Annotated in this window: 17 protein-coding genes; 2 read left to right on the top strand and 15 right to left on the bottom strand. The window is 47.4% G+C overall.

All coding sequences use genetic code 11. From position 1 onward, the window contains the following. Positions 1–152: 152 nt before the first annotated feature. A complete protein-coding gene (locus tag V6669_RS03815; protein ID WP_133387380.1) occupies positions 153–386 on the bottom strand; it encodes a hypothetical protein in 234 nt (77 codons plus the stop codon). 412 nt (positions 387–798) lie between these two features. Here V6669_RS03815 and V6669_RS03810 point away from each other — a divergent pair, with 412 nt between their 5' ends. Then, the gene (locus V6669_RS03810; RefSeq protein WP_338590837.1) at positions 799–1,611 is read left to right on the top strand and encodes a hypothetical protein; all 813 of its coding nucleotides are present in this window, start codon (positions 799–801) and stop codon (positions 1,609–1,611) included. 26 nt (positions 1,612–1,637) lie between these two features. Here the strand turns inward: V6669_RS03810 and V6669_RS03805 are convergent, their stop codons facing one another. Beyond that, entirely contained in the window at positions 1,638–2,552 is a 915-nt protein-coding gene (locus V6669_RS03805) for an AraC family transcriptional regulator (RefSeq protein ID WP_338590835.1), read from the bottom strand. Positions 2,553–2,774: 222 nt separating this feature from the next. Then, positions 2,775–5,945, bottom strand: coding sequence for a copper amine oxidase N-terminal domain-containing protein (locus V6669_RS03800; RefSeq protein WP_338590833.1), 3,171 nt, complete (start codon positions 5,943–5,945; stop codon positions 2,775–2,777). Between the two features lie 316 nt (positions 5,946–6,261). Between V6669_RS03800 and V6669_RS03795 the strand changes: the two genes are divergently transcribed. Continuing rightward, positions 6,262–7,233 carry a hypothetical protein gene (locus V6669_RS03795; RefSeq protein WP_338590831.1) on the top strand — a complete coding sequence of 324 codons (972 nt, stop codon included), beginning with the start codon at positions 6,262–6,264 and terminating at the stop codon, positions 7,231–7,233. Between the two features lie 148 nt (positions 7,234–7,381). Here the strand turns inward: V6669_RS03795 and V6669_RS03790 are convergent, their stop codons facing one another. The 12 genes from V6669_RS03790 to purM form a co-directional block, all read right to left on the bottom strand. Further along, positions 7,382–7,969 carry a GNAT family N-acetyltransferase gene (locus V6669_RS03790; protein ID WP_338590829.1) on the bottom strand — a complete coding sequence of 196 codons (588 nt, stop codon included), beginning with the start codon at positions 7,967–7,969 and terminating at the stop codon, positions 7,382–7,384. Positions 7,970–7,983: 14 nt separating this feature from the next. After that, positions 7,984–9,276 carry a threonine ammonia-lyase IlvA gene (gene ilvA, locus V6669_RS03785; RefSeq protein ID WP_338590827.1) on the bottom strand — a complete coding sequence of 431 codons (1,293 nt, stop codon included), beginning with the start codon at positions 9,274–9,276 and terminating at the stop codon, positions 7,984–7,986. Positions 9,277–9,339: 63 nt separating this feature from the next. After that, positions 9,340–10,230 carry an alpha/beta hydrolase gene (locus V6669_RS03780; protein ID WP_338590825.1) on the bottom strand — a complete coding sequence of 297 codons (891 nt, stop codon included), beginning with the start codon at positions 10,228–10,230 and terminating at the stop codon, positions 9,340–9,342. Positions 10,231–10,581: 351 nt separating this feature from the next. Continuing rightward, positions 10,582–12,873: a glycoside hydrolase family 3 C-terminal domain-containing protein gene (locus tag V6669_RS03775; protein ID WP_338590823.1), complete on the bottom strand. Its 2,292-nt coding sequence runs from the start codon at positions 12,871–12,873 to the stop codon at positions 10,582–10,584. Positions 12,874–13,090: 217 nt separating this feature from the next. Continuing rightward, a complete protein-coding gene (locus V6669_RS03770) occupies positions 13,091–13,696 on the bottom strand; it encodes an alpha/beta hydrolase (RefSeq protein ID WP_338594831.1) in 606 nt (201 codons plus the stop codon). Between the two features lie 14 nt (positions 13,697–13,710). After that, positions 13,711–14,664, bottom strand: a complete 954-nt coding sequence (locus V6669_RS03765; protein ID WP_091038938.1) for a ring-cleaving dioxygenase — start codon at positions 14,662–14,664, stop codon at positions 13,711–13,713. A gap of 255 nt (positions 14,665–14,919) precedes the next feature. Continuing rightward, positions 14,920–16,002, bottom strand: a complete 1,083-nt coding sequence (locus V6669_RS03760) for a hemolysin family protein (RefSeq protein WP_124118555.1) — start codon at positions 16,000–16,002, stop codon at positions 14,920–14,922. Positions 16,003–16,234: 232 nt separating this feature from the next. After that, positions 16,235–17,572 (bottom strand): hemolysin family protein, encoded by a 1,338-nt coding sequence (locus tag V6669_RS03755; protein ID WP_338590820.1) that lies wholly within the window; start codon positions 17,570–17,572, stop codon positions 16,235–16,237. Between the two features lie 715 nt (positions 17,573–18,287). Next, positions 18,288–19,553, bottom strand: a complete 1,266-nt coding sequence (gene purD, locus V6669_RS03750; RefSeq protein ID WP_338590818.1) for a phosphoribosylamine--glycine ligase — start codon at positions 19,551–19,553, stop codon at positions 18,288–18,290. Positions 19,554–19,682: 129 nt separating this feature from the next. After that, positions 19,683–21,230 (bottom strand): bifunctional phosphoribosylaminoimidazolecarboxamide formyltransferase/IMP cyclohydrolase, encoded by a 1,548-nt coding sequence (purH, locus tag V6669_RS03745; protein ID WP_133387391.1) that lies wholly within the window; start codon positions 21,228–21,230, stop codon positions 19,683–19,685. A 294-nt stretch (positions 21,231–21,524) separates the two neighbouring features. Beyond that, positions 21,525–22,142, bottom strand: a complete 618-nt coding sequence (purN, locus tag V6669_RS03740; RefSeq protein WP_338590815.1) for a phosphoribosylglycinamide formyltransferase — start codon at positions 22,140–22,142, stop codon at positions 21,525–21,527. Then, complete coding sequence (purM, locus tag V6669_RS03735) at positions 22,142–23,182, bottom strand: phosphoribosylformylglycinamidine cyclo-ligase (protein WP_338590813.1); 1,041 nt, start codon at positions 23,180–23,182, stop codon at positions 22,142–22,144. The genes purN and purM overlap by 1 nt, the downstream gene beginning before the upstream one ends. Between the last annotated feature and the right edge of the window lie 185 nt (positions 23,183–23,367).

The raw sequence follows: 23,367 nt of genomic DNA, 5'->3' as shown, positions 1-23,367 counted from the left end.
TCCCGTACCCTGCAAGTCAACGTAAGTAAGAACCCTTTCTACGTTGACTGCTAATCTACATTTTATCGGTTGATAAGCGCAAAAAAATGAGCCAAACTGGTGACAGCTGGCCCCGATATCATTTGGAATTCAAACCAAGTGTTGCAGGATCGTTATTCGTAGCTTCTACGGAACATCTCGTGGGTCTCCACCCGTCCATTCCACTCATGCTCATGCCCCGAATCACTATTGTCCCAGAAACTTCTTCCCCTCAGATTGCCATCTGTCAGCTCTTCTGCATACTCCGTATCCTCCAGGTTCTCCTCAAAGGATACAACCTCGTCCACCACTCCACGGGAGTTGCTGTTCAGTAGCAGCTTCCGCGTCAAATCTGTTTGTTTATCCATAACAAGCACACTCCAATCTTGGATTTCTGTTGGAAATGCTACTATTGTGATGGAATCGGCTGCTCTTTATGCATACTTCACACAATCGTTAGATCTGGGAGGCCTGAGGGATTTTTTTCACATGAACGGGGGAAAATAAACGAACAATCATTGGCAGCATATGCCTCGGAGTCCTTATGCCGAAAGGAATGAATTCATGGAACATCTACTGGAATGGATTCAACATCACGGTAAACTGGTGCTGTTATGCACCTGCGTTATACTGGCCTGTGTATGGATATGGGTCCACCATGAGCAGCTTTTTTATAAGGAATGACTTTGCGAAACGAGAGCCCTTCCCGTATACTAAAATACCGTCAGGGTCTTCAGTCAATTGGAAGATCAGAACGTGTGTAGACAGGGGGAGCAATCATTGGGGATTTCCTATAAGAAGCTTAAAGAAATACAGAATCGGCAAATAACTGAGATGAGTCGAATGACACCTGAACATGTGAAATTGTATGACGAGATCAGCACAATTGCACGTCATGCGCCAGCGGACGAGAGAACACAGGAAGAGTGGATACTCTCCGCAGGAAAAGCAATCGTACAGGCTCAGCGGGATAACAAACCCGCTCGTGAGTTATACGGACCTGATCTGGAACAAGACATCCATGCACAGCTCGGGATAACAAATACAGCACCGGAGAAGACAGATGCCGTTGAGGTGGGTAAATCCAGCCCAACCCGTGGTAATAGTCCATCAGCTTCATCGAAAAAGAAAGCCATCGCTGTAGAACCACAGTCAACGGAGAATCCAGAGCCTGTGAAACGGACACCAAAGTGGTATGCCATGATTGCTTGGGCGGCTTTGTCTTTTGTCATGTTGATTCAAGGATGTGTGGGATTGTTCGTGGGTTGGACTGGCGGAGATACGGAGCCGTTCCAACACATCAGTCTGTTCTCTCTAATCGTTGCGGCAGTTGGTGGGATCGCATTGGTGGAGATGCTTCGCCGCCTTGCTGAGCGACCGGACGATGAAGGAGCGGACAAGAACACCGTACCTAAGGTTAAACTTAAGGGAATCATCATTTACATCGTCATCGTAGTACTCGTGCTGTTTGTAGGGTATCCACTGCGTGATAAACTTCCGGTATTTGCACTGGCTCCGTGGGTGAGTGCAGTGATCGGAGTTGTGGGACTTGCAACGGTAAGGCCTTTATTTGGACAAAAGAAAACTGCATAACACGTTATATAATCGATTAAGGGACTTCACGAACTCGTGAGGTCTTTTTCCATTTGGAGCCGGTTCCTATGTTTGATTCCTTTGCCCGGTGTCTCTCCGAACTCCCGCTTGAACATCCGGATAAAATAGTTCACTTCCATGCCTACAGTCTCTGCCGCCTCTCGTACACTTGCTCGTGGGTGCTTGTCCAGCCATTCTGAAGCCTTCTGCAAACGTAATCGCTGCATATATTGATGTCCTGTCACGTCATAATGATGATGAAATAATCGATTGAGATGCTGCACCGAATAACCCACTGCGTCAGCGATGTGCTTCAATAACAGGTCATCCTGGTAATGTGTATGCATCAATGCTACTGCTCGGATGAGTGCATCCTTGCCCTGATCTGACTCCCGATTAGAACGTGTTAGAGTGCTCTCCTGTTCCTTAGATGGTCTAACACTTCCGATATCGACAGTATCGACAGTAGATGGAATTTTGGATTGTGCTATATCCAAAATGAGCTGATAGATCAGGGTTGATGTGTTCCACATCTCCGTTGCACCTTGATCCAGCGCATGCCAGAGATTGGTCATCCGTGACCAGATGATTTCAAAACCGGAGATGGGGTACGGCTCGTTCTGAAGCAAACCTGCGCTTTGAAGTACCGATCCAGCCGATGCACCGCCAATGCCGATATAACCCAGTTCCCCTTTGGATTTGGAATGAGGCACATACTCATGCGCAATCCCAGGTTCCACGATGAATACCTGCCCTGCTCCCATCGTCCATGTCCCTTTTCCCGGAAGCCTGAACTGCCCTTCACCGCCGCCTGACAAAAACAACTGATACACCGGAAAACCATCCGGTCTATGCAGAACTTTCTCTTCCTGCGTGCCCACACAATACAGGTACAGCGGCAACCGGGAATCCGGCAGGCCCGTCAAACGAAATGCAAGCATTCCATCATTCCTTTCGGCTCATAGGCTTCTAGCTTATTCCTTCTATTATCCATCGGCTTGTCCTGTTCCAGCAATGGTCTAAGGAACCTTTTTGACGACAAGATTTTCAATTATTAATTGAGACAGTTGCGCTAGGATAATAAAAAAACTCCCTTTTCAAATGAAAAGAGAGTTTTGAGTAGTTAAACAGTAATTCATAGTTGAAACACGTGAGCCACAAATTTATGGTGATGTTGTATTATTTGGATCTACCACTGGGGTATCAGAAGCTGGACTACCTGTTGCTGGCTGCTGAGCAGCTGCCAATTGCACTGAGGCAGGAGCGGATAAAGCGTTAACCGTCGCTTGCTGTTGATCCGCAACAGACAAGACATACACTTGATAAGACGTTCCAGCAGCAATTGCATCGCCATCTGTATCTTTCGAAAGGGTCAGTGTCAGGTCTTCTTTAGATCCTGTTACTAAAATCTGGAAGCGATCAGTATTGTTTACACCGTTTGCTACAGGTAAAGTAAAGTTAGAACCGTTTTTCACAACAAAAACTTTATATTGAGATATTCCTTGTTCAGTTGCATTCGGAGTAAGATTAATTTTTATTGCAGGTCCTTGAGCTCCAGTTGCATCGGTTGCAGTAAGGCTTGCGGCCTTCACTTCGACCGGTTGTTGCTGTTTCGGATTCACCTTAATAATATTAGACGCTCCAGAAAGACTTGATTCACGTGTGTTGCTGTCAGACACGGATAAGACAAAGACCTGATAGGATTTACTTGAGTCGATTGGAGCTCCATTAACATCAGTTGTAACCGCAAAAGGCTGGACGTCGGTACTTGACCCATTCTTAGATACACTCAAGTAGTTATTTAATTTCAAAACTGCTTTAGCTGTACTTAAGTTAAACACATCAACCTGACTTGAAGGCACTATCATTATTGCATAATTGGAAATTCCAGTGTCATTCCGGGGCTTCGTGAAAGTAATCAAAATATCTGTTGCATCCCCTGTTGCTTGCGATGCCTCTTTCACAGTTGCCTTAACACTGCTCACTGCTTCCACTGTAGACGTAGTGTTTAATTTGATTATGCCTGATGCTGAAGAAAGCGCATTTGACAGGGACCCGTTGTTATTTACAGCTAAAACGTATACACGATATTCTACACCGTTGATAATCTTGCTACCATCCGTCGCTATTGTCCCACTCGGCAATGTGAACGATCGGTTATTTCCCGTTTTCCCCACTGACGTATAGTATGCGCTGTTTAAAGCACTCGCCGTAGACAGGCTCAACGTACTATTCGCCTTCACTACGAACACTCGATATTCTCTTACATTCGTCTCATCTGCGGATTTATTGAAGGTTACCTGAATATCGCGACCATCTCCATTATCCCCAATGTCCGTTGCAGCCACATTACTCGGAGCCGTTATAGCTGCATTCTGTGTCAGCGTAATTTGGGAAGAGTAACCAGACAAAGCATTTTGACTGGAGTTTCCGTTGTTATTCACCGACAGCACAAATACTCGATAAGCAACGTTATTCGTAATGGTGTAACCATTGGTATCTACCGCATAGTTCGGAAGCGTTACTGACAGGTTACCACCCGTTTTGTTCACCTGCGTATAGTTGCTCGACGCATTAGCTGCGCTCAACGTGAAGCTGCCCACATTAGCGGAACGAACTACATATACTCGGTAGGCAGAGATTCTGGACTCATCCGCGGCTTTGTTGAACGAAACCCGCAGATCACGACCATCACCGTAGTCACCAATATCCGCAACAGCCAGGTTGCTAATAACTCCGGCGCTACCGTTCGTTGTCAGTCTCAGCACAGTGGAGGAAGCTGACAGCGCATTGGTGTATCCATTTTGCTGGTTGCCCACCGCCATCACAAAGATGCGATAATCTTGCAGATTCGTTACGTTATAACCACTTGTGTCCTTCATGGATGAAGGTAATGTCGTTGTAATGTTGTTGCCTGTTTTATTCACCGTATAGTACAGACTGGAGGACAGGTTACTTGCTGTCGTCAGATTGAAGTTGCTGGCAACCGAGTTGCGCACCACAAAGACGCGATAATTCGCCACCTTGGACTCATCCGATGAGCGGTTGAAGCTCACCTGAATATCACGACCATCTCCATAATCCGAGTTATCTCTCACTTGCGTAATTACCGGAGATGTTGCTGTGTTTACGGACAACGTAAGTGAAGAGGATGCTGCGGACAGCTTGCTGTCTGTTGTTGTATTTGTGCTTACGGACAAGATGTATACCACATACGCTGTGCCGCTTTTAATCAATTCGCCGGACGTATCCCGTGTCGAAGAAGTCAGCTGGCTTTTCACTGCGGTACTGTTGCCTTTGTATATAATCGTGGAGTTAGCACTGGACACTTTGTTCGCTGCAGCCAGATTGAACGCAGAAGAGTCCTTCGCTTTAACAACAAAAGCACGATAATACGTAATGTTCGATGTCGTGCTCGGCTGCGTGAAGTTAATCTCCAGATCGCGACCATCGCCATAGTCGCTAATATCTGTAGCACGCAGGCTTGTAACCGCCTGTACTGTGGATTTCACATTATTGAGCTTCAAAGCTTGGGAAGACCAGTTCAATGCATTTTTATAATTATTGCTGCTGTTACCAACAGTCAGTACATACAGGCGATACGTTTCATTGCTATTGAGCAAATCCCCGTTTACGTCACGCGTCTGTGCATTAAGCGTCAGCTTCGGGTTGCTGCCATTCGGTGTAACAGATGTATAGTTCGCAGCAGGTACGGCAGTTGCTGAGGACTCCGTGAAGCTATTCACATCACGAGTTTTCACCAACATAATCCGGTAGGCAGATACCGCCTTCTCTGAAGTTGGACGTGTAAAGCTCACGGTCAGGTCACGACCATCTCCGTTGCTTCCGGATACCGAACCATAGATGTTCCATGCAGCATATTGTGTCTCATCCACTGGAGGTGTTACCGTTGTCTTGATATCTACACGTTGATTGCGTGAGTTCCAGAATACTTTTTCCCCAAAAGCTTCACTGACAAAACGAATCGGAACCATCGTGTTACCCTTAATCGTGTTTGCAGGCACATCCAGCGATATCGCTTCCCCGTTGATGTATGCCGTTTTGGAACCGAGTGTCAAAGTAACTTCCTGATCATCGCGCGTTGCAACAATCGTTTTGGTTCTGTTCGTGTACTGTACCTTCGCATCCAATCCTTCAAAAATCGACCGAAGCGGAACCAGTACGCGTCCACCTTTCATCACAGGTGCCTGAGCAGATGATAACTCCGCATCATTAATATATATGCTGATCCTCGCAGCTGCATCCATAACCGACGTTGGAAGTGCGGACATCAGCATGGCCGATACAGCCAGCGCTGACATTACCTTCTTCACTTGTTTTCCTCCCGCTTTCCTCATATCCCATATCCCCATTCTCGCATGTAGTTAACATCGAAATAGATTCGTTGTTCTTTTCATTCATTCCTGTATTTACCTGTGCACAACTAAGACGTTCCGATCAGCTCAAAAGTTTCCAGTTGTACAAAAAATATTTTCGCAGAAATCTTCCTCTATCTTCCACCCTCCAAAAGTTAAAAATAACAGAAGAATTTGTCACTATTCCGCAACCACATCCTGCCCCAATTGCGTTAATGTATAGTGACTAGTGAACAACGCCTATCATTTTCTTAACTACGGGAGGTTCATATCTATGACATCATCGTTCCAATCTGCCACACGTAAAAGCATGCGCACCTTCATTACAGCCACCGCTATCCTCATGCTGCTACAAACGGCTATCGCTCCATTATCTGGAGTCGCTGCTGCCGCATCTTCCAGTACAGATACCAACAAAGTCACGACTGCCAGTTCAACAACCATATATAAAACATTTCAGTCCATGCTCTACAAAAAGAACGGCTTGCCTGCCGCGGATGCTTATCTCGAATCTCATATCAAAAAAGTAACAAAGCATCACGCCACCCTGATGGTGCTTCAATTGGAGAATGCTCGCCTGAAGGCGCTAAGTGCCATGACGGACCGCCTGCTGGTTCCTAACGTTCAGGACAAGATGATCAAGGCTTACAAGTTGAACGATAGCTTCACCAAACTTATGGAGCGTACCCAGGACTCCGATCTGCGTGCACTGTTAAAAGAAGCTCGTGACAGCGGCTATCGCCTCGTCATGCTCGAAGGCTCCCTATATCCCATAATGAATTATGCGGCATTCGTGAAATATACCTCTGTAATTAAAGAGGATATCTCAAGCTACATCCATATCATGACAAAGGAAACGAAAAACTTGCCTGCGGATGACGGTGCTCTGGTCATTGGCTATCAGGAAATTCTCCTTCGAGCACTCAGCCAGGAAAGATTCCTGGAGCTGCATCCAACATCAAATCGGGCCAAGCAGGTGCATAACCTGTTAAACAGTTATACCCTGTATACCTTTTATGGGCTGAACAATACACCGCTGTTTGATTATGACACGAACAAAATGGTTGCGAACGCCCAAAGAGGCTACAACGGCGTCTTGCAGCGTCTTGCATCCGTCGATAGTGAATTCCTCACCAAGCTGGATGCCTTTATGGACGTGGTTAAGGAATCGAAGTATGAAAAAACGGCTGCTGTCGAGAAATGGCTGGAGCAGAATGTGCCGGTCAGCGACTATGCGAATTATTAAGTAATCTGTTCCCCAGGTTAACATCCGTTTCAAATTCAGGCTAAATTCCAACAGATAACCACAACAAAAACCGCCACAGGATTCGCTCCTGTGGCGGTTTCTTTCTTGCTTCTATCGTCAAAACTTACTAAATCGTCAGCACTCTGGATTATTGAATCGGTTTGACCATATGATTATACTCATGTCCTGCGATGACAATCACGTCATCTTTGACATATCCCTGCCGTTCGTACAGCATTAGCGCACGGCCATTGTCCCGTTCTACAATCAGGGATACCTGCGAGTGACCCAGATCTCTGCCTTGCTCCTCAAACGCAGCCATCAGTGCGCGGCCGATGCCCTGCCCCTGATAAGCTTCACTTACCGAGAGAGTATCCAGATAATACTCGCCCGGACGGGTTTCTTTGACCAATGCATACTTCTCTTCCTGGCTTCGTCCAGGGCGATCCAGAATCGGCTGGTCCAGACGATCTGCTTCACCGCCATCATAGGCTACCAGAATCCCCGCGATCAGCCCATCCTGCTCCATCACCGTCACATGACGATAGCTAATCCGGTTGTTTTCCTGTACATAGAACTCCTGCAAAATCTGCATCGCCTTCTCATGATCCGCCTCACCTGCAAGTGCGTATGCAATGTCTCCTATCGCCTGATACAGTAACGGAATGACCTGATCTGCATCTTCCATACGCGCAGGTCTGATCAGAGGAGATGTTTCTTGGTGGTCTGATTGCATACTGGAATGTTTCATCAGATTAACATGTTGAACAGATTCAGATTTTTGTTCAGCTCGGTATAGGCGATACCTTTGCGGTTCATACGTTCAATGAGTGGTTGGTAATCTTCCTTGTACATCAGCTCGATGCCCACCAAGGCAGGACCATTTTCCTTATCATGCTTTTTCGTATATTCAAATCGGGTGATATCATCATTCTTCCCTAGAACTTCCTCCAGAAATTCACGCAAAGCTCCTGCACGCTGTGGGAAATTAACCATGAAATAATACTTCAGACCTTCATAGATGAGGGAACGTTCCTTGATCTCCTGCATCCGGTCAATATCATTGTTCCCGCCACTAATGACGCAAACCACTGTCTTGCCCACAATTTGCTCACGATACTGCTCCAGCGCCGCAACAGCCAAGGAACCGGCAGGCTCAACCACAATCGCATTTTCATTATAGAGCTCCAGAATAGTTGTGCAGGCTTTGCCTTCTGGCACTTTCACAATGTCATCAAGTATACTGCTGCAGATATCATAGGTCAGATCACCAACCCGTTTCACCGCTGCGCCATCCACGAATTTATCAATATCATCCAACGTCACAACCTGTTTGCGGAACATCGCCTCACTCATGGAGGCTGCCCCAAGTGGCTCAACTCCAATGATGCGTGTCTCCGGACTCATGGTCTTCATGTAGGTTCCCACGCCGGCTGCCAGCCCTCCGCCACCAATCGTCACGAACACATAGTCGGCATTCTCATCGAGACTTTCCATGATTTCCATCGCTACCGTACCATTACCTGCAATAATCTTCGGTTGATCAAACGGATGGATGAACGTCATGCCCTGTTCGTCACATGCACGCATTGCTTCTGCGTATGCATCGTCATACGTATCTCCGATCAGCACCACTTCAACGTTGCTGCCGCCAAAACGTCTCACCTGCTTCACCTTCTGGTTCGGGGTTGTACTCGGCATGAAGATTTTGCCGTTAATTCCAAGGGCATTACAGCTAAAAGCGACACCTTGAGCATGGTTGCCTGCACTTGCACAGACAATACCCTTCTCCATCTCGGCTGGCGTCAGACTGCGAATCATATTGTAGGCGCCTCGGATTTTGAACGAACGCACCACTTGAAGGTCTTCCCTTTTCAGATACACATTACAGTTATATTTGGCCGACAATACAGCGTCCCGCTGCAACGGCGTTCTTACAATGACTTCACGCAGCACATGATGTGCGCGCACGATATCTTCCATGCCAACACTGGCACGACCGGGACTTGTGGTTCCCGTTGGTTCTTGTTCAACTGGTTTCATGTTGTCTCCACACTCCGCTTTTATGGTCTAGCAATGTCGCGCACTGCTTTTCTTTGTATTGTATCACTTTTGATCTGTTCTTGCGCTTGAGCTCACATCATTTATCATTCGTACAATTTCATCGATAATGACCTGAGGGTCTGTATACATAACCATATGTCCCGATTGATCCGCCCCAATCCATCTCGCATTGGATAGCTGGCTCACCGTCTGGCGATGCGCCGTGATGAGGGCAGGTCTGATTTTCCCCTCTCCCTTGCCCGGTTTCGTACCCGAGATCACGCTAACTTCCAGATCACCCAGAGCCGGAGGATGTTCCAGCAGTGCTGCCATGTCATCCAGAAATGTTTTACCTTCCGCAAGCATCGTGCTGGCTGCCCGTACAGTGAAATCCTCCTTGAGGTGATCCGCTGCCACATCGTCAGGCTGAACACTTCCAGCTTTGCTGCCAAGCATCTTATATAAGCCAGTCCGCGCCATGATTGGAATAATGAAACCATTGATGGCAAAGCTCTTTTTAGTAAGCTTGGAAAAATACATTTCGCAATGCTCGTCTGATGGATCTACCAGAATAATGCCACGTAATCGAGATAGATGTGCAGCTGCCGCAACCCGTACAATCGGACCACCCCAGCTATGTCCAACCAGAATGAATGGGCCCGGGCCCAGAGCTGTCAGCAGTTCTCCAAGATCCCCTGCAATGCGTTCAAGGCTGCGGGGAGCCGAGTCGACATCACTTCGTCCCGCCCCTGCCCTGTCATACACAACTGCACGTGCATGCTCAGCAATGGCTGGTGCAACCAGTCCCCAGTTTGATCTGGAGACGCCCATACCGGACTCAAATACAACCGTCAGTTCTCCTGTTCCCCTGGACATATAATGTAGTTTGCGACCATCGCGGGTCTGAACAAACGCACTTGAACCAAACGTATGTGAGCTAGGGTTAGGATTCATATTCCCCTCCTGATTACGTGCATAATCATCTATCACCGAATCTAATTGAAAATGATTATCAATTACTTCATTATAGAATAATCCATGCTTTACGACAACCATGATGCTTCAGCAAGTTACAGCAGTCCTGTCACCTCTGTCACGTTGCAAGGATCACCCCACATCCCGCCGTCCCGTTAACCCTCCTTTTCCTTATGAAAAAGAAAACCCGATCCATGATCGGATCGGGTAACTGTCCCAGCCACTGTGTCGCTGGACCTCACATACACCTTCTTGTTGCTTCGTGCGCAGTTCCTGCACGTATCGCTTAATCCAAGGATGGACGAATACTCGGTTTAAGAGCACAGCCCCTTATCCCCTAATACCATGATCCTTGTTGTTCAGCTGCTCCAGAAGTTCATTCATCGCTTCTTCCGTCATGGCCCCACCGCTAAACGCAACCAGTGCACGCAGCGGCATATATTTCATCATCGCATCCATCATATCTGCATGATCCCCGGCATCATCACCGCCGAACCCACTGGCTTCCTGGAATTGTTGCAAAGCCTGGTCCAGCAGCTTTTTATGGGCCGGATCACGCTGGATATCCCCCAATGTACTATTACGCGTATAGGTTGGAAGGAATGTCGCTGTAGACTCTACATTCACACGTGCGTGCACATGAATGTCCCGTGAGGAACTACCTACCTGAATATCGAACTCTCCGGTCTCCACATGCCAGTCTTTCATATCCACGTTGTAATAGGCGAATGAACGCTTGTTTAGTGTGAAGCTCACCACTTTTGACTCTCCAGGTTCAAGGGCCACCTTGGCAAAAGCCTTCAGTTCTTTGACTGGACGAATAACTGTGCTCTCTACGTCGCTGACATACAGCTGTACAATCTCCTTGCCCGCTCTGTCTCCGGTATTGGTGACCCTAACTTGCACGTTCACCCCATCCTGATCTGTCAGTTCTGTGCGATCTACCTTCAGATCAGCATATTCAAATGTCGTATAACTCAGTCCATAGCCAAACGGGAACAGTGGCTCCAGTTCTTTTTTATCATAATAGCGGTACCCAACAAAGATGCCTTCCCGGTAATCGACACGATCTCCTTCGCCCGGGAAATTCAGATAAGATGGATTATGGCTGAGCTTGGCAGGAAATGTCTCTGCCAGTTTACCGGACGGATTTACCTCTCCATACAACAAATCAGCTATCGCTCCACCAACAGCCTGTCCACCAAGATAAGCTTCGAGCACGGCTTGCACCTGAGGTAGCCAAGGCATCTCTACTGGAGATCCGTTGCTCAGCACAACGACGACACGTGATTGAACCTTCGCAATCTCTTCGATCAGCCTAATATGATTGTCAGGCAGACGCAGATGGGCACGATCATACCCTTCGGATTCATAACGATCTGGCAATCCAACAAACACAACAGCGGTATCCGCCGACTGCGCTGCCTGAACAGCCTCATGCATTAATGTCTCATCCACATCATCCGCTTCAATCCGATAACCCGGGGCATACGAGAAGGTTACACCTTCGCCAGCCACCTGGGTCATCTCTTCTACAATATCATCCACTTTGGTCGGATTAATATGGGAACTGCCGCCGCCCTGGAAGCGAGGTTTGCGCGCAAATGCCCCGATTAACGCCACTTCGCCTTCACGTCCCAGCGGCAGGATACTCTCTTCATTTTTCAGCAAGACCATACTCTCGGCTGCCACCTTGCGTGCAAGTTGGTGGTGCTCATCCTTGTTATAGGTTGCCCCTTCTTGCTTCTGATCAACAGCATTGAAGATCAGCGTAAGCAGACGCTCCACCGCCCGATCCAGCTTGTCCAGCGGCAGTTGTCCGCTCTCTACAGCATCAATCACTTTACGCTTACCGATTCCACCACTTGTAGGCATCTCCAGTTCCAGTCCTGCTGCAAGGGCGTCTGCACGTTCATTGACCGCGCCCCAGTCTGACACCACAAGACCTTCGTGTCCCCATTCGTCTTTCAGGATATCCGTAAGTAACCATTCATTCTCACCTGCGTACGTACCGTTCACCTTATTGTAAGAACACATCACCGTCCACGGCTGTCCATCCTTCACCGCACCTTCGAAACTCGCCAGATATATCTCACGCAGTGTCCGTTCATCTACAACCGCATCAATCGACATGCGTCGTTCTTCCTGATTATTAACTGCGAAGTGTTTGAGAGACGTACCCACACCTTGGCTCTGTACACCCTGAATATGACCGGTAGCCATCTGCGTAGATAACAACGGATCTTCGGAAAAGTATTCAAAATTACGCCCGCCCAGCGGGGAACGTTTAATATTCACACCCGGACCAAGCAGTACCGCTACATCCTCGGCCTGACATTCCTCACCCAGGGCCACCCCGACCTGACGCGCCAGCTCCTTGTCCCATGAACTAGCCAGTCCTGCCGCAGACGGGAAACAGGTCGCAGGAACGCTCGACGTCAGACCTAGATGATCTGCACTTCCATCCTGCTTGCGCAGCCCGTGAGGTCCGTCCGTCACCATGATGGATGGAATGCCAAGACGCTCCACCCCTTTCAGATGCCAAAAGTCCAGTCCCGAGCACATACCCGCTTTTTCTTCCAGTGTCATCCGCTGTACCAGTTCCTTGATGTTACGTTCCACATTAACCCCTCCTGTTCATGATGTTGATGTATAGCTATATTACTAAGCATACAAGGTTATCTACCACACATTCAAATGTTTACCCGGTTAGTAACGGTTACATAACACCAGTCCATCATTTCTTCTTCCTAACGATGATCAAAATAAAAAGAGAAAACAGCCCGATCTTCACGATCAGGCTGTCTCTATACGTTTCATAACCGTCTATCCACCCAATTTACGCCTGTGTCTTAAACCAAGCTGCCGCGGCTTCTGCTTCGGTACGAGTCAATTGATGACCCTGACGCTCCCAATGTGTGTTTACATCGGCACCTGCACCGCTGAGTAGCGAAGCAAGTTCCTCCGTTTCACGTCTTGGTACAATCGGATCGTTCTCGCCCGCACCAATGAACACAGGCAGACCTTTCAGATCCGGCAGTTCCAGTCCGCGCAGCGGTACCATCGGGTGATGCAGAATTGCACCTTTGAATACATCTGCCTGATGGAAGATCAAGCTTGCCGCAATGTTGGCACCGTTAGAGTAACCCAGTGCATACACGTTGGACCGATCGAACCCATATTCCACCGCAGCTGCATCTACAAAAGATCCCAACTCCGCCGTACGAGCAATCAGATCTTCTTCGTCAAAAATGCCTTCGGACAGACGACGGAAGAAACGGGGCATCCCGTTCTCCGATACGTTCCCCCGCACCCCAAGTATGCCAGCTCCTGGTGCGATCATCTCCGCCAGACCGATCAGATCATTCTCGGTTCCGCCTGTGCCATGAAGCAACAGGATTGTTGGCGCATCCGGCTGAGCACCTGCTTTATAGATATGTTTCATTGTATTGGTTGTAGTCATGATTTGGACTCTCCTTTCCATTCACGTACTTCAATTCGTGGCAACAATTGTTCAATCTGCTCACGCTGTGGTTCATACCATTCAGGCAACATCAGTTTCTCACCCATGCTCTCTGCTGGTTCATCCCGTGCAAATCCCGGAGGATCCGTAGCCAGTTCGAACAGTATACCACCCGGCTCCCGGAAATACACAGCGTTGAAATATTGACGGTCAATGACTGGCGTTGGATGATATCCGGATTGTTCAAGATCCTGCTGAATTTGTTCATGCTCCACGTAATCTTTGGCACGCCATGCAATATGGTGGACCGTACCGGCTCCACCAATCCCGCGTTGGATGCCTGTGGACTGAATATCGATGATCTGACCGATATCGCCGCTTGCCTGAAGACGAAGGAGTCCGTTCTCTTCACCGACTTGCTCCAGACCCAGTTTGCTCACCAAGACGTCCATGGTTTTCTCAGGAACGTGGCTGAACAATACGGCTCCGCCAAATCCTTTGATGGCATGCTCCGGTGTCACACCGTTAAAGCTCCAGTTGCTTGGCTGACCGCCTTCACGCTCAACCAGTTCAAGCAACAGACCGCCTTTGTCGAAGAAACGAATGTACTGCTCACCGAATCTGGTTTTATTTTCATATGGAATATCGAAGGAAGCAAGACGTTCTTTCCAGAAAGGCAGGCTTCCTACAGGAACCGCATATACGGTAACTCCAGTCTGACCGGAACCAATGACACCTCTTCTTGAATTCTGCTGTGGGAAAAAGGTGATGATTGTGCCCGGTGCACCCTGCTCATTCCCATAATACAAGTGATACACGTCTGGTGCATCAAAGTTAATTGTTTTTTTCACCAGTCTGAGCGCCAACACACCTGCATAAAAATCAACGTTTTTCTGCGCATCGTCAACAAAAGCTGTAATATGATGAATTCCTGAAGTTCTGAACATAATCTCCACTCCCTTGGTTTTAGTAGTATCATAGGTTAGTTTTGCGTCTTTTATTTATAGTATTGATTTTTGTCATTTATCTTTAAATTAAGATTCTTTAAATTTATATTAATCCATTGTACCTAAATATGCAAGCTTTTATTTTAAAATTAAGATTTAATACAAAAAGCAGGCCCCGATCACTCCGGGAACCTGCTTAGCGTTATAACGATTGCTTAGTTGTTTCGTATTCCTGTATCAATTTTGTATTACTGCTTCTTAAACCAGTTTCATTCTTTTTGGTGGATTCACCAAATCTTTATGCTCGTATTCATCCTTGATGTCTCCGACAATCTCTTCAAGGATATCCTCCATCGTAACCATACCTACCGTAGCACCTGCCTCGTTTTTCACGGTAGCAATGTGTACACGGCTTTGCTGCATCTGGATCAGCACATCCTTGATTGGAGAACGCTCGGAGAAACTCGGCGTATTATGGACAAATGTCTCCATATTAAAGTCTCTGCCCGCAGCGACACTCGTCAACATTTCTTTTGTGTTAATAAAGCCCACAAAATGAGCCTGATCCCCATTCGCAATAACAGGGTATCTGGTGTATTCGTGTCGATTCAGCGTTTCAATGATCTGATCAAGCGGCATTTCCTTATTCAACGTAACAATTTTATCTCGTGGAATCATGATCTCCTGAAGCAAACGCTCATCAAAAGCAAAAATGTTTTTGAGATAGTCCAGCTCTGTCTGGTTGATCTCGCCACTCTCATAGCTCTGTGCCATAATCAGCTTCAGCTCTTCTTCTGAGTGAACGGTATCATGCCCGGCAGGTTTCACACCAAAGATACCAAGCAACAGACGAGCAGCTCCATTTAATGCATAAATGAACGGATTCATGATTTTACCGAACCAGTACAGTGGGGGTGCCAGCAGCAGCGTCATTCTCTCTGCAAACTGAATCGCCAGCGTTTTTGGTGCCAATTCACCAATAACTACGTGCAGGAACGTAATGATCGCCAGAGCGATACCGTAGGAAAGCACGGTAGACAACGCCGCCGGCACTTCCATGCGCTCAAAGAGCGGATGAAGCATTTTCTCAACGGTAGGTTCACCCAAGGCTCCCAATACCAGCGCCGTGATGGTAATCCCCAATTGACATGCTGACAGATAATAATCCAGGTTGTGCGCCACTTTCTTGGCCAGTACTGCCTTTTTGTTCCCTTCCGAGATCAATTGATCGATTCGGGACATCCGTACTTTAAGAATTGCAAATTCGGCTCCAACGAAAAAGGCTGTCAGACCTATAAATACGGCTACTAAAAATAAATTCAAGGCTATTATTCCGTCCAATGATTTCCCTCAGGTTGAGGGATTCACCTCCAAGTAAAATTTATATTAAGGTTGCTCAGACCACTCCGATGACAGAATAACCTTCCGACCACTGTTATCCCCAGATTTTTTAGTTCCTTATATAAAAGGGGAAAATCCGGGGATAAAGGCGGACGCTTCGCTTCTTCAGTCTATTCTGTCCTCTCCGTTATCGCAAAAACATTTAAAATTTTTAAAAGATTTTCGGGCAAGATTACGCCAGATCGCTTGTAGCTTCCTCAACCTGCGCGCCGTTTACCCGCTCCAGAAGAACTTGTTTGATGTGATAATTTTCGGTATCAACAACGGTCCAGACATAATCGCCGTGTTCTACCGTGTCGCCTTTTTCCACACCTACACCCTTCTGGTACTGAATCCATCCGGCAACGGTGTCCATCTCTTCATTACCTTCAAAGCTAAGCCCGAACTGTCGCTCCACTTCATCCAAAAGTACCCGACCATTAATGAGATATTGATTCTCTCCGGTCTCCTGAATATCAGCCACCTCATCGGCATCGAATTCATCACGAATCTCACCGACCAGCTCCTCCAGAATATCCTCCATCGTAATGATTCCCGAAGTACCACCGTATTCATCCACGACCACGGCCATGTGTACACGTTCCTGCTGCATTTTAATCATCGCATCCTGGATACGTGTAACTTCGGAAACGAATGGGATCTCACGAACGAATTCGCTCAGTTGATACGATCTTGCGGCAACCATGTCGGGCAAAATCTTTTTCACATTCACAACGCCAATAATGCGGTCCTTGTCCCCATCCTCGATGACAGGGTAACGTGAATAGTTATGTTCATCCAGTATAGGAATAATATCGTCATAGGTCATTTCCTGATCTAATGTCACCAGTTCCGTACGTGGCACCATGATGTCTTTGGCATCACGTTCGTCGAACACAAATACATTTTCCAGATATGAAAGCTTGGTCTTGTTGTTCTCGTCACCTTCATAACTCTGGTTCATGATGATCTTGATCTCGTCCTCCGAGTAGGCTTGATCATGTTTGGCAGGCTTCACACCGAATCCTCGCAGAAGAACACGAGAGGTTCCATTAAGCGCCCAGATGAACGGATACATGATTTTACCAAACCAGTATAGTGATGGGGCAAGCATTAATGTCAGTTTTTCTGAAAATTGAATCGCCAGCGTTTTCGGTGCCATCTCACCAACAACCACATGCAAAAACGTGACGAGGATAAAGGCAATCGCATAGGAAGCAATTGATGAGATCGAAGCAGGTACGTCTAAATAATTGAATACCGGGTATAACAATCTCTCAACCGTCGGTTTGCCGAGCGCTCCCAGTCCTAGAGCAGTGACCGTAATACCGAGCTGACAGGCTGATAGATAATAATCCAGGTCCGAGACAACTTTTTTGGCGAGTACAGCCTTTTTATTGCCTTCCGCAACCAGTTGATCCACTCTTGATGTACGAATTTTGACTACAGCGAACTCCGATGCTACGAAAAATGCAGTCAATGCAATCAAGATAATAAGTAAAGCGATATTCAATATGGTAATTATGTCCAATGATTTCCCCGGTTCTCAGGGATTCACCTCCAGAGATAGTTACAGCGTGATCCGTTAACTACGTTAACCATTCATCTGCTGTTTGTCGTTCATCATGGCGTATGCCTTATATGAAATCGAATAATGATCATATTTGTATATGTCGTACGTGTTTGACCTTGTAAAACCAAAACAGGAATTCAAGATGAAGTCAATGACATGCAGAAACTTCTTCATTCAAATCGGGTTACCCCTCATGCTGTCAATTGTTCCTCGCTTAACTCCACCTAGATTCGCCATTTGGACAATTTACAATATCGCCTACCCAATAGATATCCACCTCCCCTCGTACTCATTCCTGTTTCCGAAAAGTATACCATGTTTCCCGCTCAACCATCCAGTTGCACGTTATGGTTTGCCACAAGCTTACAGTATAATGTTCACAAATTAGTCTCTATGTATGTTACAGACTTTATATAATATGATTGATATTACCTCATAATGTGATATTGTTCACATGTTTAGTATAGTCCAATTTATAAAAATACTACCCCTTACTTTAGGGCATTAAACATGCCTGATCTTCCTGATTTAATCCCGTTTCGCATCTTTCCCATGTCTTTCACTTATGGACAAGTTTGGCCGTTTGCACAAGATACATCTATATACGCAGCAAAGAGCCCGCAAGATGCAAATACCTTTCCGGTACACATCTATACGGGCTCTTGTATTCACTCTATACCAGTGCTTTGGCAGCTATATCCGTCCGCTGATGTTTGCCATCAAAATGGATAAGCTCCGCCTGTTCATAGGCTTTGTTTCTAGCTTCGGCAATATCCGCACCAAGGCCAACTACGCCCAGGATTCGTCCACCATTCGTGACCCAGTCTCCTGCTTCACTACGCGCAGTACCTGCGTGGAATACCACGGCATTATCTACTTGATCCAGACCTTCAATGACTACGCCTTTGGCATAAGGACCCGGATAACCTCCTGAAGCAAGTACCACACATACTGCGGCTTCATCGCTCCATTCAATCTCAATATCTGCCAGCTTGCCATGAACGGTTGCCCAGAAGATATCAAACAAGTCACTCTTCAGGCGTGGCAGTACGACCTGTGTTTCGGGATCACCAAACCGTGCGTTGAACTCAATCGTTTTGGGTTTACCATCTGGTGAAATCATCAGTCCGGCAAACAATACACCCTGGAATGGACGTCCCTCGGACACCATCGCTTTAGCCGTTGGTTTAATGATCGTCTCCACGGCTTCCTCAATAATAGAAGCAGGGATATGTGGCAATGGTGAATATGTACCCATACCGCCTGTGTTTGGCCCCTGATCATTGTCGAATACAGGTTTGTGATCTTGCGCTGCGGCCATCGGACGAACCGTCTCACCATCGACAAAAGCCAGAATGGACATTTCCTGCCCTGCGAGGAATTCCTCGATGATCACTTTGGCTCCCGCTTCACCAAATACTTTGTCCACCATGATGCTACGAAGTGCCTGATCAGCCTCTTCACGCGAATAAGCTACCGTCACACCTTTGCCCGCTGCCAGTCCATCTGCCTTGATGACAACCGGGATTGCTTGCTCATTCAGGTATGCTTGAGCCTGTTCGTAGTTGTCGAATTTTTCATAGGCTGCGGTTGGAATGTTGTATTTGTGCAGCAGGTCCTTCATGAACGTTTTACTTCCTTCGATCTCTGCTGCATTACGACGGGGTCCGAATACCGGGATACCTGTCGAATCAAATGCATCCACGATCCCATCTGCAAGCGGATCATCCGGACCAATAACCACCAATCCCACTTTAAGCTCTACAGCAAGAGCCGTTAGTTTATCGAATTCATTTACCGCAATGGCATGACACTCAGCGAGCTGAGCAATACCTGCATTTCCCGGTGCACAGTGAATCTTGTCTACCTTTGGACTCTTCGCCAGAGCCCAAATGATTGCATGCTCCCGGCCACCGCCGCCTACTACCAGAATATCCATTCGTTCTGTTCCCCCTCCGTGCATAACTGGATTTGTTACGCTATCGCGTGTTGAAAAACCTAAAAAAGAGGGGGTGTACCATAAGTCATAAGTATGACTGGCGACACCCCTTATTAAACCTTTTTCGTTCTAGTGTTTGAAGTGACGAACGCCTGTGAAGACCATGGCAATTCCGTATTCATTGGCTACTTTGATGGATTCTTCGTCTTTGATCGAACCACCAGGTTGAATTACCGCTGTAATTCCGGCTTTTGCTGCCAGTTCCAGCGTATCACCCATTGGGAAGAACGCATCGGATGCCAGAATAGCACCTTTTGCTTGCTCGCCAGCTTGCTCAATCGCAATTTTGGCTGCACCCACACGATTCATTTGTCCAGCGCCCACACCCACCGTCATATCATTCGCTGCAAGTACAATCGCGTTGGATTTCACATGTTTAACTACTTTCCAGCCAAACAACAGCTGTTTCAGTTCTTCTTCCGAAGGCGCACGATCCGTTACCACGTTCAGCTCGCTCGCTTCGATGGAGTGTACATCGGACTGTTGTACGATCATACCACCGTCGATAGACGTTACCACGAATTGGCTCTCCCGTTTACGAGCAGCATTCAATTCACCCGTTTTCAGCAAACGAATGTTTTTCTTCTTCGTCAGGATATCGAGAGCTTCTTGTGTAAAGTCAGGAGCAAGTATAATTTCCAGGAAAATCTCGCTCAATTTGCCTGCTGTATCACTATCGATAATGCGGTTTGCTGCCACAATGCCACCAAAGATAGACGTTGGATCTGCAGCATATGCCTTGCTGTAAGCTTCATAGATACTTGCACCAATACCTACGCCGCATGGGTTCATATGTTTAACCGCAACAACCGCCGGTTCTTCAAATTCTTTGACAATCTGCAATGCTGCGTTCGCATCGTTGATGTTATTGTAAGACAACTCTTTGCCATGCAATTGCTCGGCTGTTGTCAACGTATCTTGAGCAGCCAGCGGTTTGCGGTAGAATGCCGCCTGCTGGTGTGGATTTTCGCCGTAACGCAAATCCTGGAGTTTTTCGTAAGTAACCGTCAGACGCTCTGGTAGTGGATCACCGTTCAGGTTGGAGAGATAGTCAGAAATAACTGCATCGTAAGCCGCTGTATGGCGGAACACTTTTGCCGCAAGCCGTTTGCGTGTTTCGAGTGTGGTATCTCCATTACTGCGAACTTCTTCAAGCACCTTGCCGTAATCCGCTGTGTCAACAACAACACTGACAAAGGCATGGTTTTTGGCAGCAGAGCGAAGCATGGTTGGACCACCGATATCGATGTTCTCGATTGCGTCTTCGTACGTCACATCCGGTTTGGCGATAGTATCTTGGAAGGGGTAGAGGTTTACGACAACGAGGTCAATATAACCCAATCCGTTCTCTTCCATCTGGCGCTTATGCTCTTCGCTGTCACGAACAGCCAGCAACCCACCATGAACTGCTGGATGCAATGTTTTAACACGTCCGTCCATGATTTCCGGGAACCCGGTCACATCCGAAATTCCGATGACAGGTACGCCTTCCTTCGACAATAGGCTGCTTGTACCTCCTGTCGAAATAATCTCCACACCCATTTGCGACAGCTCGCGGCAAAAGTCCACGATGCCTGTTTTATCCCATACGCTGACCAGCGCTCTTTTGATACTCACAATATGCTCCTCCTTTAATGTCCCATGGCTTCGCGTTTCCTGACGAAACACAGCCGATTTATTTCCCGAGAAATATCACAAAATGCGTACCAATATTCGACTTCTGTTATATAAGTGGAACTAAGATGTTTACACGGGACACTCCGATGACAGAACAACCTTCTAATCGCTGTTATCCCCAGATTTTTTGATTCCCTTTTCTTAAAGGGAAAATCCGGTGATAAAGGCGACCGCTTTGCTTTTTCAGGTTTTTTCTGTCCTCTCCGTTAATGTGCAAAAAAATTTCAACTTATATCAAACCGGTTTGTTAACAGTAACGTGACGTCCGTCTAATTGAACCAGACCTTGAGCGAACCAGGATACCACTTCAGGGTAAAGTTGCTGTTCGGCTGCATGGATGGAACGGCTGATTGACTCAGGTGTATCCTCTGGCAAAATGGGAACGGGATGCTGGGCAATAATCGGCCCTGTATCCATGCCACCGTCCACAAAGTGCACCGTCACGCCTGTAACTTTCACGCCATATTCGAGAGCCTGTCCAATCGCATCCTTGCCTGCAAATGCCGGTAGCAAGGACGGATGAATATTAATCAACCGCCCTGCGTAACGATCCACCACAACCGAAGTCAACAATCTCATATATCCCGCAAGAACAACCAAGTCGATTTTTTTGGATTCAAGCACTTCCACGATCTCTGCCTCATAGGCTTCACGGGAAGCATAATTTTTTGGAGTAAACAGATGACAGTCCACGCCTGCGTCCTGTGCCCGCTGCACAACGCGTGCAGCCGGTTTATCACACACGAGCAGATCTACGGATGCATTCAGCCCACCGTTCCGTACTGCATCGACCAATGACTGAAAGTTAGTCCCTTCACCCGAGGCAAATACAGCTATGCGGTAGTTCGCCATTAAACATCCGCTCCCGTGAAGGTTACTCGCGCATCTCCCTCAGTAACACGTCCAATGATGTACGCTTCTTCACCAGATGCTTTCAGTTGTTCCAGCGCTTCCGTTGCATCTGCTTCATTAACCACCAGTACAAGCCCAACACCCATGTTAAATGTGGTGAACATGTCACGGTTCGAGACAGCACCCTTTTCCTGTAACAGGTTGAAGATCGGCAGGATCGGCCAAGAGCCGTAGTCAATATCCACATTCACGTTGTTTGGCAACATACGTGGGATATTCTCGATGAAGCCACCACCTGTAATGTGTGCCATGCCTTTTACTTTTACCTTTTCCAGCAATGACAACAGAGGTTTAACGTAGATCTTCGTAGGTTCCAGCAGGGAATCACCCAGCTTACCGCCCAGTTCCGCGACTTCATCATGCAGATCAAGTCCCGCATCTACCAACAAAAGTCTGCGTACCAGCGAGAATCCGTTACTGTGTACACCGCTGGAGGCCAATCCAATTACTGTGTCACCAGGGGCGATGGTTGTACCGTTGATGATCTTTGCTTTGTCCACGATACCCACCGTGAATCCAGCAATATCGTATTCGCCTTCACTGTACATGCCCGGCATCTCCGCCGTCTCGCCACCGATCAGCGCACAACCAGATTGATGACAGCCTTCAGCGATACCCGCAACAATAGCTTCGATCTTCTCAGGAATGACTTTGTCACATGCCAGATAGTCAAGGAAGAAGAGTGGTTCTGCACCCTGTACCACAATGTCGTTCACACACATCGCTACCGCGTCGATTCCAATGGTATCGTGACGGTCCATGGCAAATGCAATTTTCAGCTTGGTGCCTACACCATCCGTACCGGATACAAGCACAGGCTCATCGTATTTATCTTTGTTCAAACCGAACAGGGCACCGAATCCACCCAGATCTGTCATCACTTCCGGACGGAAGGTACGCTTCACGTGTTTTTTCATCCGTTCAACCGCTTCATTACCTGCCGCGATATCGACGCCGGCCTTTTTATATGCTTCAGACAAGTGGAATCATCTCCTTTTTTTTCGCCCCACCTAAATCCTCCCGCCCGGGAGGACCCCATAGGACCTTGGCAGGCCCTCTGGACACCCGCCAAAAAAGCGGTGCAGAGGTGGCTGGTGTGATCTTGCTATGGTTGATTCGTACGTGATCTCGCGGGGTTGTTCACCGATTCCGTTGGCTGCAAGCC

Source organism: Paenibacillus sp. Y5S-9, assembly GCF_036894235.1.
Classification (GTDB): Bacteria; Bacillota; Bacilli; order Paenibacillales; family Paenibacillaceae; genus Paenibacillus.
This window is presented reverse-complemented; position numbering and strand designations above follow the sequence as displayed.

Bases quoted from the DNA above. Each gene is read 5' to 3' on its own strand.
- V6669_RS03780 (WP_338590825.1), bottom strand. From the start codon at position 10,230: ATGAATCCTAACCCTAGCTCACATACGTTTGGTTCAAGTGCGTTTGTT.
- V6669_RS03795 (WP_338590831.1), top strand. From the start codon at position 6,262: ATGACATCATCGTTCCAATCTGCCACACGTAAAAGCATGCGCACCTTC.
- purD (WP_338590818.1), bottom strand. From the start codon at position 19,553: ATGGATATTCTGGTAGTAGGCGGCGGTGGCCGGGAGCATGCAATCATT.
- purN (WP_338590815.1), bottom strand. From the start codon at position 22,142: ATGGCGAACTACCGCATAGCTGTATTTGCCTCGGGTGAAGGGACTAAC.
- ilvA (WP_338590827.1), bottom strand. From the start codon at position 9,276: ATGAAACCAGTTGAACAAGAACCAACGGGAACCACAAGTCCCGGTCGT.
- V6669_RS03770 (WP_338594831.1), bottom strand. From the start codon at position 13,696: ATGAAACATATCTATAAAGCAGGTGCTCAGCCGGATGCGCCAACAATC.
- V6669_RS03790 (WP_338590829.1), bottom strand. From the start codon at position 7,969: ATGCAATCAGACCACCAAGAAACATCTCCTCTGATCAGACCTGCGCGT.
- V6669_RS03805 (WP_338590835.1), bottom strand. From the start codon at position 2,552: ATGCTTGCATTTCGTTTGACGGGCCTGCCGGATTCCCGGTTGCCGCTG.
- V6669_RS03815 (WP_133387380.1), bottom strand. From the start codon at position 386: ATGGATAAACAAACAGATTTGACGCGGAAGCTGCTACTGAACAGCAAC.